General features: G+C 69.0%; 18 protein-coding genes. 8 read left to right on the forward strand and 10 right to left on the reverse strand.

The features are described 5' to 3' along the window. Positions 1–435: 435 nt before the first annotated feature. From flgN to DK254_RS22345, 9 genes are all read right to left on the reverse strand, one after another. Positions 436–876 (reverse strand): flagellar export chaperone FlgN, encoded by a 441-nt coding sequence (flgN, locus tag DK254_RS22305; protein ID WP_109935518.1) that lies wholly within the window; start codon positions 874–876, stop codon positions 436–438. After that, entirely contained in the window at positions 873–1,154 is a 282-nt protein-coding gene (flgM, locus tag DK254_RS22310; RefSeq protein ID WP_109935519.1) for a flagellar biosynthesis anti-sigma factor FlgM, read from the reverse strand. Before flgM ends, flgN begins: the two co-directional genes overlap by 4 nt. Positions 1,155–1,224: 70 nt before the next feature. Further along, a complete protein-coding gene (locus DK254_RS22315) occupies positions 1,225–1,650 on the reverse strand; it encodes a flagellar FliJ family protein (protein WP_089393492.1) in 426 nt (141 codons plus the stop codon). Further along, a complete protein-coding gene (fliI, locus tag DK254_RS22320; protein ID WP_109935520.1) occupies positions 1,647–2,981 on the reverse strand; it encodes a flagellar protein export ATPase FliI in 1,335 nt (444 codons plus the stop codon). The genes DK254_RS22315 and fliI overlap by 4 nt, the downstream gene beginning before the upstream one ends. Positions 2,982–2,983: 2 nt before the next feature. Continuing rightward, a complete protein-coding gene (gene fliH, locus DK254_RS22325; protein WP_109935521.1) occupies positions 2,984–3,679 on the reverse strand; it encodes a flagellar assembly protein FliH in 696 nt (231 codons plus the stop codon). Between the two features lie 7 nt (positions 3,680–3,686). Continuing rightward, positions 3,687–4,730 carry a FliG C-terminal domain-containing protein gene (locus tag DK254_RS22330; RefSeq protein WP_109935522.1) on the reverse strand — a complete coding sequence of 348 codons (1,044 nt, stop codon included), beginning with the start codon at positions 4,728–4,730 and terminating at the stop codon, positions 3,687–3,689. Further along, positions 4,702–6,378: a flagellar basal-body MS-ring/collar protein FliF gene (gene fliF / locus DK254_RS22335; RefSeq protein ID WP_109935523.1), complete on the reverse strand. Its 1,677-nt coding sequence runs from the start codon at positions 6,376–6,378 to the stop codon at positions 4,702–4,704. Before fliF ends, DK254_RS22330 begins: the two co-directional genes overlap by 29 nt. A gap of 20 nt (positions 6,379–6,398) precedes the next feature. Beyond that, positions 6,399–6,731: a flagellar hook-basal body complex protein FliE gene (locus DK254_RS22340; RefSeq protein ID WP_109935524.1), complete on the reverse strand. Its 333-nt coding sequence runs from the start codon at positions 6,729–6,731 to the stop codon at positions 6,399–6,401. A gap of 13 nt (positions 6,732–6,744) precedes the next feature. Then, entirely contained in the window at positions 6,745–8,136 is a 1,392-nt protein-coding gene (locus tag DK254_RS22345; RefSeq protein WP_109935525.1) for a sigma-54 dependent transcriptional regulator, read from the reverse strand. A gap of 501 nt (positions 8,137–8,637) precedes the next feature. Here DK254_RS22345 and DK254_RS22350 point away from each other — a divergent pair. Genes DK254_RS22350 through DK254_RS22380 form a run of 7 tightly spaced genes read left to right on the forward strand, consistent with a single transcriptional unit; the run spans position 8,638 to position 14,904 of the window. Then, entirely contained in the window at positions 8,638–9,477 is an 840-nt protein-coding gene (locus tag DK254_RS22350; RefSeq protein WP_109935526.1) for a FliM/FliN family flagellar motor C-terminal domain-containing protein, read from the forward strand. Next, the gene (locus DK254_RS22355) at positions 9,474–9,833 is read left to right on the forward strand and encodes a flagellar motor switch protein FliN (RefSeq protein ID WP_109935527.1); all 360 of its coding nucleotides are present in this window, start codon (positions 9,474–9,476) and stop codon (positions 9,831–9,833) included. Before DK254_RS22350 ends, DK254_RS22355 begins: the two co-directional genes overlap by 4 nt. Continuing rightward, positions 9,830–10,585, forward strand: coding sequence for a flagellar type III secretion system pore protein FliP (fliP, locus tag DK254_RS22360; protein WP_109935528.1), 756 nt, complete (start codon positions 9,830–9,832; stop codon positions 10,583–10,585). The genes DK254_RS22355 and fliP overlap by 4 nt, the downstream gene beginning before the upstream one ends. 7 nt (positions 10,586–10,592) lie before the next feature. Continuing rightward, a complete protein-coding gene (locus DK254_RS22365) occupies positions 10,593–10,865 on the forward strand; it encodes a flagellar biosynthetic protein FliQ (RefSeq protein WP_109935529.1) in 273 nt (90 codons plus the stop codon). Positions 10,866–10,875: 10 nt separating this feature from the next. Then, complete coding sequence (gene fliR, locus DK254_RS22370; RefSeq protein WP_109935530.1) at positions 10,876–11,676, forward strand: flagellar biosynthetic protein FliR; 801 nt, start codon at positions 10,876–10,878, stop codon at positions 11,674–11,676. Further along, positions 11,669–12,811, forward strand: coding sequence for a flagellar biosynthesis protein FlhB (locus tag DK254_RS22375; protein WP_109935531.1), 1,143 nt, complete (start codon positions 11,669–11,671; stop codon positions 12,809–12,811). The genes fliR and DK254_RS22375 overlap by 8 nt, the downstream gene beginning before the upstream one ends. Continuing rightward, on the forward strand, positions 12,808–14,904 hold the full coding sequence (locus DK254_RS22380) for a flagellar biosynthesis protein FlhA (RefSeq protein ID WP_109935532.1): 2,097 nt from the start codon (positions 12,808–12,810) through the stop codon (positions 14,902–14,904). Before DK254_RS22375 ends, DK254_RS22380 begins: the two co-directional genes overlap by 4 nt. On the opposite strand, the gene DK254_RS22385 is transcribed toward DK254_RS22380, so the two are convergent. Continuing rightward, positions 14,905–15,249, reverse strand: coding sequence for a PilZ domain-containing protein (locus DK254_RS22385; RefSeq protein WP_089393506.1), 345 nt, complete (start codon positions 15,247–15,249; stop codon positions 14,905–14,907). It lies immediately after the preceding gene. A gap of 89 nt (positions 15,250–15,338) precedes the next feature. Here DK254_RS22385 and DK254_RS34590 point away from each other — a divergent pair. Then, positions 15,339–15,606 (forward strand): hypothetical protein (locus tag DK254_RS34590; RefSeq protein WP_218281437.1); only part of this gene is annotated, 268 nt, incomplete at its 3' end.

Below are 15,606 nucleotides of genomic sequence, written 5' to 3' on the forward strand. Positions count from 1 at the left end.
CAGGCGTCCCCTGCCCAAAGTAACCAAAGGTCTCCGCACCAGCATACGGGCCCGGCGGAACCGGGTTTTCCTCACGAATCCCCCCGCAGTGGAAGCACATTCCGACAACGCGTCCCTATGTTGACCGGGACCTTCGCGACATCCCTTTCGGCCCGGCCTCCTGAGCAAGGGGTTCCCTCGGCCCGCTGAAGGGGCGTTCGGCGCGCGGACGTTTCTTCGTAGGGCGCATGACGCCTACGGTGTTATCCGCCGAAACCGTCCTTAGCGGATAATCGCGAACGGCTATGCGCCCGCCCTACGGGCCAGGAAAGCACGACCGCAGGAGCGCACGGCGGGTTGGCGGGTTGGCTGTAGGGAGCGGAGCCGATCCGGCACACCATCACCGCCCTGCGCCCAGACAAAAACGGCGCCCGAAGGCGCCGTGAAAGGCAAACTTCAATACTCCGGCGAATACACCCCGTGCTCGCCCTGCCCCGCCAGCAGCTGGCCGATGATCTCGTTGTGCATGGCCAGCAGGCGGCCGTTGCGCTCGTTGAGCAGGCGGCATTCCTCGACCTGTTCGGCCAGTGCCTGCCAGTCGCGCTGCAGGATCTGGCGGCCGGCGCCGGGGAAGTGTTCGAGCAGGCGCTGCATGTCGGCGCGGCCGATGTCCAGGCCGAAGGCCTGGAGCACCCTGGCGCGGCGTTCGGCGCGTTGGCGGACGGATTCCACCAGTTCGCCGATGCGGGTGTTGCAGCGGGCGATGGCCTCGCTGTCGCGGGCCATCAGTTGGTCGTGCAGGTCCAGCAGCGCGGTGCGCAGGTACAGGTAGTCCGCGCGGTCGAGGCGGATGTCGACCTCGATCAGTTGCAGCAGGCGGGCGCGTCTTTCGCTCATGCACCGCCGCCGTGGAAGTCGAGCATGCTGCGCGACAGCGCCTCGGGGTCGAGGGAGACCTCGCCGCGGGCCAGGGCGTCGCGGATCGCGGCGACCTTGTCCAGGTCCACTTCCGGCAGCGCGCCCAGGGCTTCCTGGACCTGCTCCAGCGGCAGCGCGCCGCTGGCGGCCGGCGCCTGGGCGGCGGGGCGGGCCGCTTCCTCGCGCGGGCTGCGCTGGGGCGCGGCGCTCTGCACGGGGGCGCCGATGACGGGCTTGAGTTGCCGGGTGATTTCCATGTTCGCGTCCAGAAAAAAGGTGTCTACCGAGCCTCAGGCGACCGGCTCGGCGAAGAACTTAAATCCTGCCTCATGCGCCCTGGCTCCGCCACCAGGTCTGCGCCGCCAGGCCGTCCTGGATCTTCTGCTCCTGGCGCGCCAGTTGCGCCTGCCATTGTTCCAGGCGCGATTCGATGACGTGCTCCAGCACCTTCTCGCCGCGCATGGCCTGCAGCAGCTCGCCCTGGATGCGCTCCAGCGCCTGCTCGGCCACCTCCAGCTCGCGCTTCTGCAGCGCCAGCATCCTGAACAGCGTGGCCTTGTACTGCTGCTGGTTGCCGCGCTGCAGCGACGTGCTGGTGGGCACCACGAAGCCGCACAGGCGCGTCAGGCCGGTGATGTTGTTGCGGTAGCGCTGGCACAGGCCGCGCTGGTAGTTCACCCGGCCGAGCATCTCGCGCACGCGGTTGTGCCGCACGCTGGCCAGGCGGCGCAGGGTGTCGATCTGTTCCTTCATTGCCGCAGCACCTGTTGCAGGGTTTCCAGGCTGGCCGCCAGGTCCGCGCCTTCGTTGACTTCCTGGCGCAGGAAGCGCTCCAGCGCCGGGGCCAGTTGCACCGCGCGGTCGGTGCGGGCGTCCAGGCCGGCGGTGTAGCCGCCCAGGGGGATGAGTTCGCGAATCTTCTCGTAGCTGCCGTGCAGTTCCTTGAACTGCCGCGCCGCGCGCAGGTGCGCCGGCTCGCCCACCTGGGCCATGCAGCGGCTCACCGAGGCGCCGATGTCGATGGCCGGGTAGTGGCCGACGTCGGCCAGCCGGCGCGACAGCACGATGTGGCCGTCGAGGATGGCGCGGGCGCTGTCGGCGATCGGGTCCTGCTGGTCGTCGCCTTCGGCCAGCACCGTGTACAGGGCGCTCAGGCTGCCGCTGCCGGCCACGCCGTTGCCGGCGCTTTCCACCAGCTCCGGGAGCATGCCGAACACCGACGGCGGGTAGCCCTTGGTCGCCGGCGGCTCGCCCAGGGCCAGGGCGATCTCGCGCTGGGCCATGGCATAGCGCGTCAGCGAGTCCACCAGCAGCAGCACGTCGCGGCCCTGGTCGCGGAAGTAGGCGGCGATGCTGTGGCACAGCTCGGTGGCCTTCAGGCGCATCAGCGGCGACTCGTTGGCCGGCGCCACCACCACCACGGCCTTGCGCCGGCCTTCCTCGCCGAGGGAGTGCTGGATGAACTCCTGCACCTCGCGGCCGCGCTCGCCGATCAGCCCGACCACTACCACCTCGGCCTTGGTCTGCCGGGTGATCATGCCCAGCAGCACGCTCTTGCCCACCCCGCTGCCGGCGAACAGGCCGACGCGCTGGCCCTTGCCGAGGGTCAGCAGGGCGTTGATGGCGCGCACGCCGACGTCCAGCGCCTCGGTCACCGGGCGGCGCTTGAGCGGGTTGACGCTGGGCAGCTGCGCCGAGAGCGCATCGCGCCCGCCCAGGCGGCCGCGCTCGTCCAGCGGCTCGCCGAGGCCGTTGACCACCCGCCCCAGCCAGGATTCGTCGATGCGCAGGGCGGCCTGTTCCTCGGCCGGGAACACCCGAGAGCCGGCGGCCAGGCCCACCGGTTTCTTGAACGGCATCAGGTAGGTGGTGTCGCGGTTGAAGCCGACCACCTGGGCATCCAGCAGGCTGCCGTCGGCCTGTTCGACCAGGCAGCGCTGGCCGGTGGCGCGGCGGCAGCCGAGGCTTTCCAGGAGCATTCCGGAAACCCGCACCAGGCGCCCGCTGACCTTGGCCAGCTGCACCGAATCCAGCGAGCGCAGGGCCTGGTCGAAATCCAGGCTGAAGCTTTCGCCCAGGGCCATCGTCAGTCGTCGCCCAGCAGGTGTTCGCCGAGCACCTGCATGCAGCTGTCCAGGCGCTGCTGGCAGCCGATGTCGGTTTCTTCCTCGGCGGTGAGCAGGCGGCATTCGCCCAGGGCCAGGCGTTCGTCGGGCACCAGGCGCCAGGCGGCGGCGCGCTCGGGGGCCAGTTCGCGGATGCGCGCGCATTCCTCGGGGTTGAGCTGCAGCTGCACGCTGTCCGGCTGTTCCGGCATGGCCGCCAGGGCCTCGTCGGCCAGGCTCAGCAGCTGCGTGGGGTGCAGCGTCAGCTCGCAGCGGATGACCTGCCGGGCCACCTTCTGCACCAGTTCCAGCAATTGCTCGCGGCGCTGCGCCTCGAAGGTTTCGGCGAAGCGGCGGAACTCCCCGCACAGCCGGTCCAGCGGCTGGGCGGCGGTCTCGAAGACGCGGCGCCCCTCCTCGCGGCCTTCCTCGCGCCCCAGGCGCAGGCCCTCCTGGCGGCCCTGGCGCAGGCCCTCGTCGTGGCCGGCCTCGCGGCCCTGCTCCAAGCCCTCGCGGTAGCCCTTGTCGCTGCCCTGCTGGTAGCCCTCGGCCACGGCCTTCTGCAGCTCGGCGGGATCGCCGCCGTGCCATTGCTCCTGCAACGCCCCGCTGCAGCGCGGCGGGAAGCGGTACGGCCGCCAGTCGCGGGCGCCGCCGCGGATCACCTTGACCGTCATGGCTGCCTCACTCCACCGTCTGTTCGCGGAACAGCTGCAGCTGGATCTCGCCTTCGGCGGCCAGCTCGCGGACCATCGCCATGATGTCGCGGCGCACCTGCTCGACGCGGCTCAGCGGCACCGGGCCCTGGCGGCGCTTGATGGCGTCCATCTGCTGCGCCTGGCGCTTGGGCATGGCGCCCTGGATGGCCTTGACCAGCGCCGGTTCCGCGCCCTTGAGCGCCACCACCCACTCTTCCAGGGGGATGGCCTCGAGCAGCGCCTGCAGGGTGTCCTGGCTCTGCCGGGAGAGGATGAAGAAGTCGTACATCTCTTCCTCGATGCGCTCCACCAGGCCGGAGTCGTGGCCGCGCAGCAGCTCGAACATCTGGTTCCGGTCGCCCTTGAAGCGGTTCATGATGTCCGCCGCCTGCTTGATGCCGCGCACCTGCGAGCCCTGGGTGGAGAGCACCGCCAGGCTGCGGTCGATCAGCTGTTCCAGCTCGGCGATGACCTCGCTGCTGACCTCGCTGAGGTTGGCGATGCGGTACAGCAGCTCGTCCTGGCGCTCGGCCGGCAGGCACTCCAGCACCTGGCTGGCCATGGACGGCGGCAGGAAGGCGAGGAACACCGCCTGCATCTGCGCGTGCTCGTTGGCGATGAGCGCGGCGAACTGCTTGGGGTCCAGCCATTCCAGGCGGGCCATCTTGGCGCGGATTTCCTCGCCGTAGATGCTGTCCAGCAGGCTGCGGGTGATGTCGCTGCCCAGGGCCTTGCCGAGCATGCCGGCGAGGTAGCCGCGGGAGGCGCCCTTGATGCTGCTCTGCTCCTTGTAGTCCTCGAAGAAGCGGCCGATCACGTCGGAAACCATCGGCAGCTTGACGTTGTTCAGCCGCGCCATGGCCTGGCTGATGCTGATGATCTCCTCGCGGGAGAAGTGCCGCAGCACCCCGGCCGAGGTCTCGTCGCCCATGCTCAGCATGAGGATCGCCGCCTGCTCCATGGAGCTCATGGCGCGCCGGCGCACCGGCACGCGCGCTTCGTCAGCCGACGGGGTTGAGGTCTCGCTCATTGCGCCCTATCCATTGCTTGATCACTTCGGAGACCCGCTCGGGATCGTTCTTGGCCAGCATCTGCAGGTGCTCGATCTGGTGCTCCAGGCCCGAGCCCGGCGCCGGCAGGCGGATTTCCGAGAGCGGGTTGAGTTCACTGAACAGGCCCAGGGCGCGCGGCGCATCGCCGACCCGCGCCAGCAGGCGTTCGCCGTGCTCGTTGGCCAGCAGGGTGCCCGCGCCCTCCTCGCCCGCGGCCGGCGCCGGCTTGCGCTGGGTCAGGCTGCGCACCGCGGGGCGCACCACCAGCAGCAGCAACAGCAGGCTGACCAGGGTGAACACGCCCAGGCGCACCCAGCCCTGCAGCTGGGCGTCGTCCCACCAGCGCACCGGCTCGTCCAGCGGCGCGGCGGCGACGAAGGGCAGCACGCTGAGCGACAGGCTGTCGCCGCGCGCGGCGTTGAAGCCCACGGCGTTCTTCACCGCCAGCTCCAGCTGCTTGCGGGTTTCCTCGCTCCAGCCACCCTCGGGGGCGGCGGCGGCGTTGATCATCACCGCCACGCTCTGCTGGCGCAGGTTGAAGGGCGCGTGCCTGACGTGGGTGATGTCCTGGTCGTAGTCGAGCTGGCGGTTGGATTCCTTGCGCTGCGAGGTGGCCGCCTTGTCCTGGCTGCCCTGGGCCTGCTGGGCCTGGGCGTTGTTCGCACCCGGCTGCGGCTCCGGCGGCTTGGCCGGGGCGCGGTTGCTCAGCGAGCCGGGCACGCCCAGGGCCAGTTCGTCCACGGTGTTGTCGTCGCGCAGGGTCTCGCGGCGCAGGCGCGGCGTATCGCCGTAGCGCTGCAGGGTCTCTTCCTTCTGGCTGAAGTCGATGTCGGCGGCCACGCTGACGCGGTAGTTGCCCGGCCCGACGATGGGCGCCAGCACCTGCTCGACGTTGGCCACCGCCTTCTGCTGGAAGTCGTCCACCAGCTGGCCGTTCTGCTGCGCCCCGCCCCAGGCGGCGAGCCCGCGGGAGAGCAGCACGCCGTGCTGGTCGACCACGCTGACGTTCTCCGGCTGCAGCTGCGGCACGCTGTTGGCCACCAGGTTGACCACCGCCGCCACCTGCTCGGGCTTGAGCCGGCTGCCGGGGGCCAGCTGCAGCATCACCGAGGCCTTGGCCGGCTCGCGCTGGCTGACCACGAAGGAGCTCTGCTGGTCGATGGCCAGGTGTACGCGGGCCTGCTGCACCCCTTCCATGGCCATCACGGTGCGCGCCAGCTCGCCTTCCAGGCTGCGCTTCAGGCGCACGTCCTGGACGAACTGGCTGGTGCCCAGCGGCTCGTCCTTGTCGAACAGCTCGTAGCCGGCCGGCACCGCGACCTTCACGCCCTTGGCCGCCAGCAGCATGCGCGCCCGCGCCAGCTGGTCGTCGCGCACCAGCACCTGGCCGCTCTGCGGGTGCAGGCGGTAGGCGATGCTGTCGGCGTCCAGCACCTGCATCACCTCGGCCGCCGGGTAGGCCTCGCCGGCGCCGTACAGCGGGTGGAAGGCGCCCTGGTCGCGCCACAGGTACCAGGTGCTGCCCAGGGCCAGCAGCGCGGCGGCGCCGGCCAGGCCCAGCAGGCTCAGGCGCGGGTCCAGGCGCAGCTTGTCCAGGGGCAGGCGGTTCTTGATCTTGTGCAGCACGGTTCAGCCCTTGTGCGCCGTCACAGCGGCATGTTCATGACTTGGTCGAAGGCGGTGGCGAGCTTGTTGCGCACCTGCAGTAAGGCGCTGAAGGACACGCTGGCCTGCTGGCTCTGGACCATGGCGCCGGCCAGGTCGTCGCTGCGCCCGCTGTCCACTGCGGCCATGGCCTGGCTGGCCTGGTGCTGCTGGGCGTCGACGGCGCGCAGGGCGTCCTCGAAGGCGTTGCCGAAGCCGGGCTCGGCGGCGCCGCCGGGGGCCTGGCTGGCCGGGCGGATGGGCGCGGCCGACAGCTCGCGCAACTGCTGCATCTGCCCGAGCATCTCGCTGCGGGCCTGCTCGATGGGGTTCATGGCGACTCTCGCGTCAGAAGGACAGGTTCACGCCCTGTTCGCGCATGGCGTTGAGGCGGTAGCGCAGGGCGCGGGGGGTCATGCCGAGGCTTTCCGCGGCCTTGGTCTTGTGCCCGCCGAAGCGGCGGATGGTGTCGATCACGTGCTGGTACTCGGCCCACTTGCCGCTGGCGCGCAGGGCCGCCTTGCCGCCCTCGCCCGGCAGCGGCGGGGTCGCCGGCACGCTCGCCAGCTGCTCGGCCGGCGGTGCCAGGCCCAGGTCGCGCGGCTGGATGAACAGCCCGGCGCGCAGCACCAGGGCGCGCTGGATGACGTTCTCCAGCTCGCGCACGTTGCCCGGCCAGTCGTGGGCCAGCAGGGCCTGCCGGGCCGCCTCGGTGAGCAGCTCGGCATGGCGCTCCTGGGGCGCGTACTGGCCGATGAAGCGCTGCGCCAGGGGCAGGATGTCGTCCTTGCGCTCGCGCAGCGGGCTGATGTGCAGCGGCAGCACGTCGAGGCGGAACATCAGGTCGGCGCGGAAGCGGCCGGCGCTGACTTCCTCCTGCAGGTCGCGGTTGGTGGCGGCGATGATGCGCACGTTAAGGCGGATCTCGCGTTGCCCGCCCAGGCGCTCCACGCGCTGTTCCTGCAGCACGCGCAGCAGCTTGGCCTGCAGGCCCAGGGGCAGTTCGCCGATCTCGTCCAGCAGCAGGGTGCCGCCGTTGGCCTGCTCGAACTTGCCCGGCTGGGCGCTGACCGCGCCGGTGAAGGCGCCGCGCTCGTGGCCGAAGAGGATGGACTCGAGCATCTGCTCGGGGATGGCGGCGCAGTTCACCGCCACGAAGGGCGCCTGCGGCTCGGCGGAGAAGCGGTGGATGTAGCGCGCCATCAGCTCCTTGCCGGTGCCGGTCTCGCCGCTGATGAGGATGGGCGCGCGGGTCTGCGCCACGCGCTGGGCCAGGGCCAGCAGGCGGCGCCCGGCGCGCGACTGCGAGACGAAGCCCTCGCCGGCCACCGCCGCCTGCTCCTGGCGGTGCAGCAGCGCGGCCAGCTGGCTCTCGCTGAAGGGCGCCAGCAGGTAGTCGATGCAGCCCATTTCCAGCAGCTGGGCGGCCATTTCCTGGTCGGCGTATTCCACCACCGGCACCAGGCTCAGCTGCGGCACGCGCTGCAGCAGTTCGCCGATCTGCGGGAAGCTGCGCTGCGGGCGGCGCTCGGCGAAGACGAAGACCGGGCCGCAGGCCGCTAGGTCGACGCCGTCCAGCTCGGCCGCGTTCTTCACCCGCAGCACGCGCCGGCCCAGGCGCGCCAGGCCGTCATTGAGCAGGTCCAGGCCGATCTCGCCGGCGCCGCCGACGATCACCACCTGCTGATCCGCCAGGCTTGCTTCTTCACTGCAACTGGCCAATTGACTGAACTGTTTCAATGCAACTTTCCTGCGTCTGGGCCGCCCACGGGACAGCACTCGGTTATTCCATCCAAGCCACGGCGGCGATGAACTTTCATTTGCCGGCAGGCAGTGGCCGAACGAACTTCCAGCCTCTATAGGAAGGAATGACCGAATACCTTCCCCTTTATCCGAAGAGGGCCTTAAGGAATGGCTTTTTCCTGTCGCCCTTCAATCTTGCCGGGGAACTTTTTCAGCAGAACCCCGTCACAGGCGCAACGTTAACCAGATCACAGGGAGACTGCCGAGTCAGTTTTCGTCAAATCCGCTCAGGCGCCCGGAAATGACGATCAAAAACGTCATTTGATATCTATTGATTTAACCGCAAGCCCCCGCCTCCCTAGACTCCCGCCCCATCTGCAGGCTCTGCTGCGCGTAAAACCCGCGCCAGCGGCGAGCGCCCCAGGTTCGCCCCGCGCCGCCCCGGCCGCGCCCCGGCGAACGCCTTCGCAGCCCAACTTCCGGAAGTCGACCCAACCCATGACTGGCCAATCCAAAGTCCACCACGGCGTGCCCTCGGAAAGACTCGTGCGCCTGCAGCCGCACAAGTTGGGCCGGCATTACCACAGGGTTCCGCAATATATTCGCGAGATCGCCCACAAGCATCCGCGCATCATCAGCGATTATTTCCTGCGCAGTTACCGCATCAACCTGGAACTGCAGAAAGTCGAGGTCCAGGAAAGTGCGCCGCGGCCGGCCGAATGCATCTTCCGCTGCCCCTTCGGCAAGGTCGGTTTCGCCATCGACCGCCCGCTGCTGACCGAGGCCCTGGAGTGCTACTACGGCGGCACCTCGCTACCCAGCCACGACACCCCGCCGATCAGCACCTCCGAGCAGCGCATGCGCAAGCGCCTGGGGGTGGACGTGACCCAGCTGTTCGCCCGCTCGCTGCTGCTGGGCGACACCTTCGGCGAGCTGACCCCCCACGACAACGACTACGAGCTGGTGAGCTGGGAGTACGTGGCCGAGTTCCACTTCCTCAGCCACATCACCGGCAGCCAGGCCTCGCTGTTCATCTACCTGGACGCCGAACTGGCCGACGCCCTCACCACCCGCCTGGCCGGCCCGCCGCCGGCGCGCCTGAACGGCAGCCCGGCGCAGCACCTCGTGCACCTGCCGGTGCGCCTGGACTGCGTCATCGCCGCCCTGCAGCTGCCGCTGGCCCAGGTGCTGGATCTGCGCCCCGGCGACATCCTGCCGGTGCGCCTGCTGGAGCGCTGCGAGGTGCAGGTGAACCAGCAGAAACTCTTCCGCGGCACCCTCTTCGAAGAAGACGGCGGCCTCTTCCTGACCTCCCTCGAGAGCGTGAAAAGCCCATGAGCCAAGTCACCGACAGCGAACTGGACACCCTCCTCAACGACGCCGGCCTGGCCCTCGACGAGGCCGCCCCGGCCGCCGCCCAGGACAGCCCGGCGCCGCGCCAGGACCTGAGCTTCTTCGGCAAGATCCCGGTGAACCTCACCCTGGAGGTGGCCTCCACCGAGATTTCCCTGAAGGAGCTGATGGAAGTCGATACCTCCAGCGTCATCGTCCTCGACAAGCTGGCCGGCGAGCCGCTGGACCTGAAGGTCAACGGCGCCCTGTTCGCCAAGGCCGAGGTGGTGGTGATGAACGGCAACTACGGCCTGCGCGTGCTGGAACTGTGCGGCGCCGGGCTGGACGACCTGGCCCGATGAAACGCGCGCGGCACTGGCTGGCCCTGGGCCTGGCGCTGGCCGGCATGCTGCCCGGCGTGGTGCTGGCCGCCGGCGGCGAGATTTCGCTGCTGAGCCTGAACGACACCGGCCACGGCCAGGAACTGAGCGTGAAGCTGCAGATCCTGGTGGTGATGACCCTGCTCGGGCTGCTGCCGGCCATGCTGCTGATGATGACCAGCTTCACCCGCTTCATCATCGTGCTGGCCATCCTGCGCCAGGCCATGGGCCTGCAGCAGAGCCCGCCGAACAACGTGCTGGTGGGCATCGCCCTGTGCATGACGCTGCTGGTCATGCGCCCGGTGTGGAAGGAGGTCTACACCGAGGCCTACGAACCCTTCCAGAGCGACGCCATCACCCTGGAGGAAGGCCTGGGCCGGGCCAAGGGCACCTTGAGCCGCTTCATGCTCGCGCAGACCGGCAAGACCTCCCTGGACACCCTGCTGGCCCTGGCCGGCGAGAAGATGCCGGCGGACAAGGCCGAGCTGGACTTCTCCCTGCTGCTGCCGGCCTACGTGCTCAGCGAGCTGAAGACCGCCTTCCAGCTCGGCTTCATGATCTTCGTGCCCTTCCTGGTCATCGACCTGGTGGTGGCCAGCGTGCTCATGGCCATGGGCATGATGATGCTCTCGCCGATGATGATCTCGCTGCCGTTCAAGCTCATGGTGTTCGTCCTGGTCGATGGCTGGGCGCTGCTGATGGGCACCCTCACCTCCAGCATCCAGCCGTTCTGAGGCCGCCATGCTCACCCCGGAATACGCCGTCGAGATCATCGCCAACGCCGTGCACATCACCGCCATCGTGGTCTGCGTGCTGGTCGTGCCGAGCCTGCTCGGCGGCCTGCTGGTGAGCATCTTCCAGGCCGCCACGCAGATCAACGAACAGATGCTCAGCTTCCTGCCGCGGCTGCTCATCACCCTGGGCATGCTGGTGTTCGCCGGGCACTGGATACTGCGCACGCTCAGCGACCTGTTCATCGAGACCTTCCGCCAGGCCGGGCACCTGGTCGGCTAGGCCCGCAGCGATGCACGCCAACGAGTCCCTGCTGCAGGCCAGCCAGTACCTGCAGGAACTGCAGCGCTACTGGTGGCCGTTCTGCCGGATCATGGCCATGCTCGCCATGGCGCCGCTGCTCAACCACCGTTCGCTGCCGCGCCAGGTACGCATCCTCCTGGCCATGGGCCTGACCCTCGCGCTGGCCGGCGCCCTGCCCCGCCCGCCGGCCATCCAGGCGCTATCCGCCGAGGGCCTGCTGGCGGCGCTGGAGCAGATCGCCGTGGGCGCCGTGCTGGGTCTTGCGCTGCAGCTGGTATTCGTGATCTTCAGCCTGGTGGGCGAAGTGGTGTCCACCCAGATGGGCATGGCCATGGCGCGCTACAACGACCCGGTGAACGGCGTGTCCTCGTCCTCGGTGGTCGGCCAGCTGTACTTCCTGCTGCTGGCCCTGCTGTTCCTCGCCAGCGACGGCCACCTGCTGGTGATCAGCGTGCTCTACCAGAGCTTCCACTACTGGCCGGTGGGCGGCGGCCTGGCCTACGCCGGCTTCGCCACCCTGGCCTACGCCCTGGCCTGGGTGTTCTCCGCCGCCACCCTGATCAGCCTGCCGCTGGCCTTCTGCATGTTCCTCGTGCAGTTCTGCTTCGGCCTGCTCAACCGCATCTCGGCGGCGATGAACCTGTTCTCCCTGGGCTTCCCCATGGCCATCCTCGCCGGCCTCGCGTGCATCCGCCTGACCCTGCCGGACCTGCCCGACACCTACCTGCAGCTCACCCGCGCGCTGCTGGACAACCTCGGCCAGCTGCTGCGAGGCGCCAGCCATGGCTGAACAGGGCGGCTCCCAGGAAAAGACCGAAGAGGCCAGCGAGCACAAGCTGCGCCAGAGCCGGCAGAAGGGCCAGGTGCCACGCTCCAGGGACCTGGCCGGCACCGTGGCGCTGCTGTGCACCCTGCTGGTGCTCAAGGCCTGCGTCGGGCGCTTCTTCGACGGCCTGGCCGAGAGCTTCCGCTTCGCCTACCTGGACCTGAACCGCAGCGAAGTGGGCCTGGACGACCTGGCGCTGATCCTCGGCCAGCACATCTGGCTGATGGTCCAGCTGCTGCTGCCGCTGCTGCTCACCCCGCTGCTGGTGGTGGCCTTCGGCATGGTGCCCGGCGGCTGGATCTTCGCCTCGGCCAACCTGGCCTTCAAGGCCGGCAAGCTCAACCCCATCACCGGCCTTGCGCGGATGTTCTCGATGCAGAACCTCACCGAGCTGCTCAAGTCGCTGCTGAAGATGGCGGTGCTGCTGATCGTGGCCTGGTACCTGCTGCTGGACGCCCTGCCGCAGCTGATCGCGCTGCAGCGCAGCGACATCCGCAGCGCCATCGGCGGCGCCCTGGGCCTGCTGTTCGACACCCTGATCGGCCTGCTGGCGGTATTCGTGTTCTTCTCGCTGCTGGACATCCCGCTGCAGCGTTTCCTGTTCCGCAAGCGCATGCGCATGACCAAGCAGGAGCGCCGCGAGGAGCACAAGAACCAGGAAGGCCGCCCGGAAGTGAAGGCACGCATCCGCCAGGTGCAGCGGCAGATGCTGCAGCGCCAGATCAACCGCGTGCTGCCCAGGGCCGACGTGGTGCTGACCAACCCGACGCACTTCGCCGTGGCCCTCAAGTACGACCCGAAGAAGGCCCAGGCCCCCTACGTGCTGGCCCGCGGCATGGACGAGATGGCCCTGTACATCCGCCAGATGGCCGCCAAACACGACCTGGAAGTGCTGGAGGTGCCGCCGCTGACCCGCGCCATCTACTTCAGCACCCAGGTCAACCAGCAGATCCCGGCCGGGCTCTACACCGCCGTGGCCCACGTCCTCACCTACATCCTGCAGCTGCGCGCCTACCGCCAGGGGCGCCGGCTGCGCAAGCCGGAACTGGCCAAGAACCTCCCCATCCCCGACAGCCTGGCAAGCAGAGGCCAACCATGAACTTCCTCGAGCAGCTCCTGCCGACACTGCGCAGCGGGCGGATCGGCATCCCGCTGGTCATCCTCTCCATCCTCGCGATGATCATCCTGCCGCTGCCGCCGCTGCTGCTGGACGTGCTCTTCACCTTCAACATCGGCATCGCCCTGCTGGTGCTGATGGTCAGCGTGTCCTCGCGCAGCCCGCTGGACTTCTCGCTGCTGCCCACGGTGGTGCTGGTCACTACCCTGCTGCGGCTGTCGCTGAACGTCGCCTCCTCGCGGGTGGTGCTGCTCGACGGCCACACCGGCTCGGCGGCGGCCGGCAAGGTGATCGAGGCCTTCGGCCACGTGGTCATCGGCGGCAACTTCATCGTCGGCCTGATCGTCTTCGTGATCCTCACCATCATCAACTTCATGGTCATCACCAAGGGCGGCGAGCGCATCTCCGAGGTCACCGCGCGCTTCACCCTGGACGCCCTGCCGGGCAAGCAGATGTCCATCGACGCCGACCTCAACGCCGGCCTGATCGACCAGGCCGAGGCCAAGAAGCGCCGCGCCGAGGTGTCCAAGGAGGCCGACTTCTACGGGGCCATGGACGGCGCCAGCAAGTTCGTCCGCGGCGACGCCATCGCCGGCATCCTGATCCTGCTGATCAACCTGTTCGGCGGCGTGGCCATCGGCGTGTTCGTCTACGCCATGGCCGGCGCCGACGCCTTCCGCCAGTACGCCCTGCTGACCATCGGCGACGGCCTGGCGGCGCAGATCCCGGCGCTGCTGCTGTCCACCGCCGCGGCCATCATCATCACGCGGGTCAACGAGTCGGCGGAGATCACCGCGCTGGTGCGCCGGCAGATGCTCGCCTCGCCCTCGCTGCTGTACACGGTGGCGGGCATCGTCACGGTACTGGCGATCGTCCCCGGCATGCCGCACCTGGCCTTCTTCGGCTTCGCCGCACTGATCGCCTTCGTCGCCTGGCGCGTGTCCCTGGCCGAGCCGCCAGGCGAGGCGCAGGGCCTGGAGCAGGCCGAGGCCATCGGCAAGGCCATGGACCAGGAACGCGCCCAGCAGCTGGGCTGGGAAGACATCCCGCTGGTGGAGCGGCTGTCCATCTCCCTGGGCTACAAGCTGGTCGGGCTGGTCAACGAGGCCGGCGGCGCGCCCCTGGTGCAGCGGGTGCGCGGGGTGCGCCAGACGCTGTCGGAGAGCCTGGGCTTCCTGCTGCCGGAAATCCACATCCGCGACAGCCTGCGGCTGAAGGCCTCGCAGTACGCCATCCACATCAGCGGCGAACGCATCGACGGCGCCGAACTGCACGCCGACCGCCTGATGGCCATTCCCTCGGCGGAAACCTACGGCGAGGTCGACGGCATCCTCGGCCACGACCCGGCCTACCAGATGCCGGTGGTGTGGATCCGCCCGGAGGACAAGCCGCGCGCGCTCAACCTCGGCTACCAGGTGATCGACTGCGCCAGCGTCATCGCCACCCACCTGAACAAGGTGATCCGCGAGCACCTGCCGGACATCTTCAAGCACGACGACGTCGAGCACCTGATGCAACGCCTGGCGGCCCAGGCGCCCAAGCTCGCCGAGCACCTGCGCGCGCAGCTGAGCTTCAGCCTGCAGCACCGCGTATACCGCCAATTGCTGCAGGAACAGGTGCCGCTGCGCGACATGGTGAGCATCGCCACCACCCTGGTGGAAGCCGCCGAGACCACCAAGGACCCGCTGCTGCTGGCCTCGGACGTGCGCTACGCGCTGCGCCGCAGCATCGTCTCGGGCATCGCCGGGGAGCGCGGCGAGCTGTCGGTGTTCATCCTCGACAACAACCTGGAGAACACCCTGCTCAGCGCCCTGGCCATCGCCCAGCAGGCCGGCCCGGTGAGCCTGGACAACATCCCGGTGGAGCCCAACCTGCTCAACCAGCTGCAGAACACCATGCCGGTGGTGAAGGAAAAGCTGCGCAAGGAAGGCCACCCGCCGATCCTCACCGTGATGCCGCAGCTGCGCCCGCTGCTCGCGCGTTATGCAAGAGTCTTCAGCCCGGGGCTGCACGTACTGTCGCAGAACGAGATACCCGAGCGGGTGGCGGTGAACGTCCTGGGCACCCTCGGCTGATCAGCCGGGCGTCGCGCTGCGGCGCCCGGCGCGCAGCTCGGCCATCAGCGCGTGGAAGGAAACCGACGGCTGCTCCAGCGCCAGGCCGGCCTCGTACTGGCCGGTCTGGGCATTCTCCCCAGACCACACGCAACGCACCTTCACCTCGGCCTCGCGCAGGCGGTCCTCGCGGTCACGCATGCGCAGGCGCAGGTCATGCAGGCTGTCCGGCGCCAGCAGCAGGTCGCAGCGAATCTTCAGGCCGCTTTCGGAGAGGTCGGCGACATAGCCGAGCAGCTTGCCGCCGGCGTCGAGCACGCGGATGCGGAACATGGAGCGGAATACGATACGGTTGTGCTGGCGCATGCCCGACCTCGTCGTGCGGGGGATTTGAAACCCAAAGCGACCGGGAGGCGGGAAACCTTAAGGTGTGCTTCGAAACTGTAGGAGCGAGCTTGCTCGCGAACAGCGGTGCCAAGCCTGGCTCCGGAGCAGGGCCGAAGTCCGTAACCCTCTCCCCAGCCCTCTCCCTGAAGGGAGAGGGGGCAGTCCGTACCGATGGTGGGATATGGATCCAGCCGGAACCTCCGGCTGACTTCGACCTTGTCGAGCACGCCGACCCAGTCCCCTCTCCCTTCAGGGAGAGGGCTGGGGAGAGGGTTACGGACTTCGGCCCTGCTCCGGAGCCAGGCTTGGCACCGCTGTTCGCGAGCAAGCTCGCTC

Source organism: Pseudomonas sp. RW407 (assembly GCF_003176655.1).
In the GTDB taxonomy this organism is placed as follows: Bacteria; Pseudomonadota; Gammaproteobacteria; order Pseudomonadales; family Pseudomonadaceae; genus Pseudomonas; species Pseudomonas delhiensis.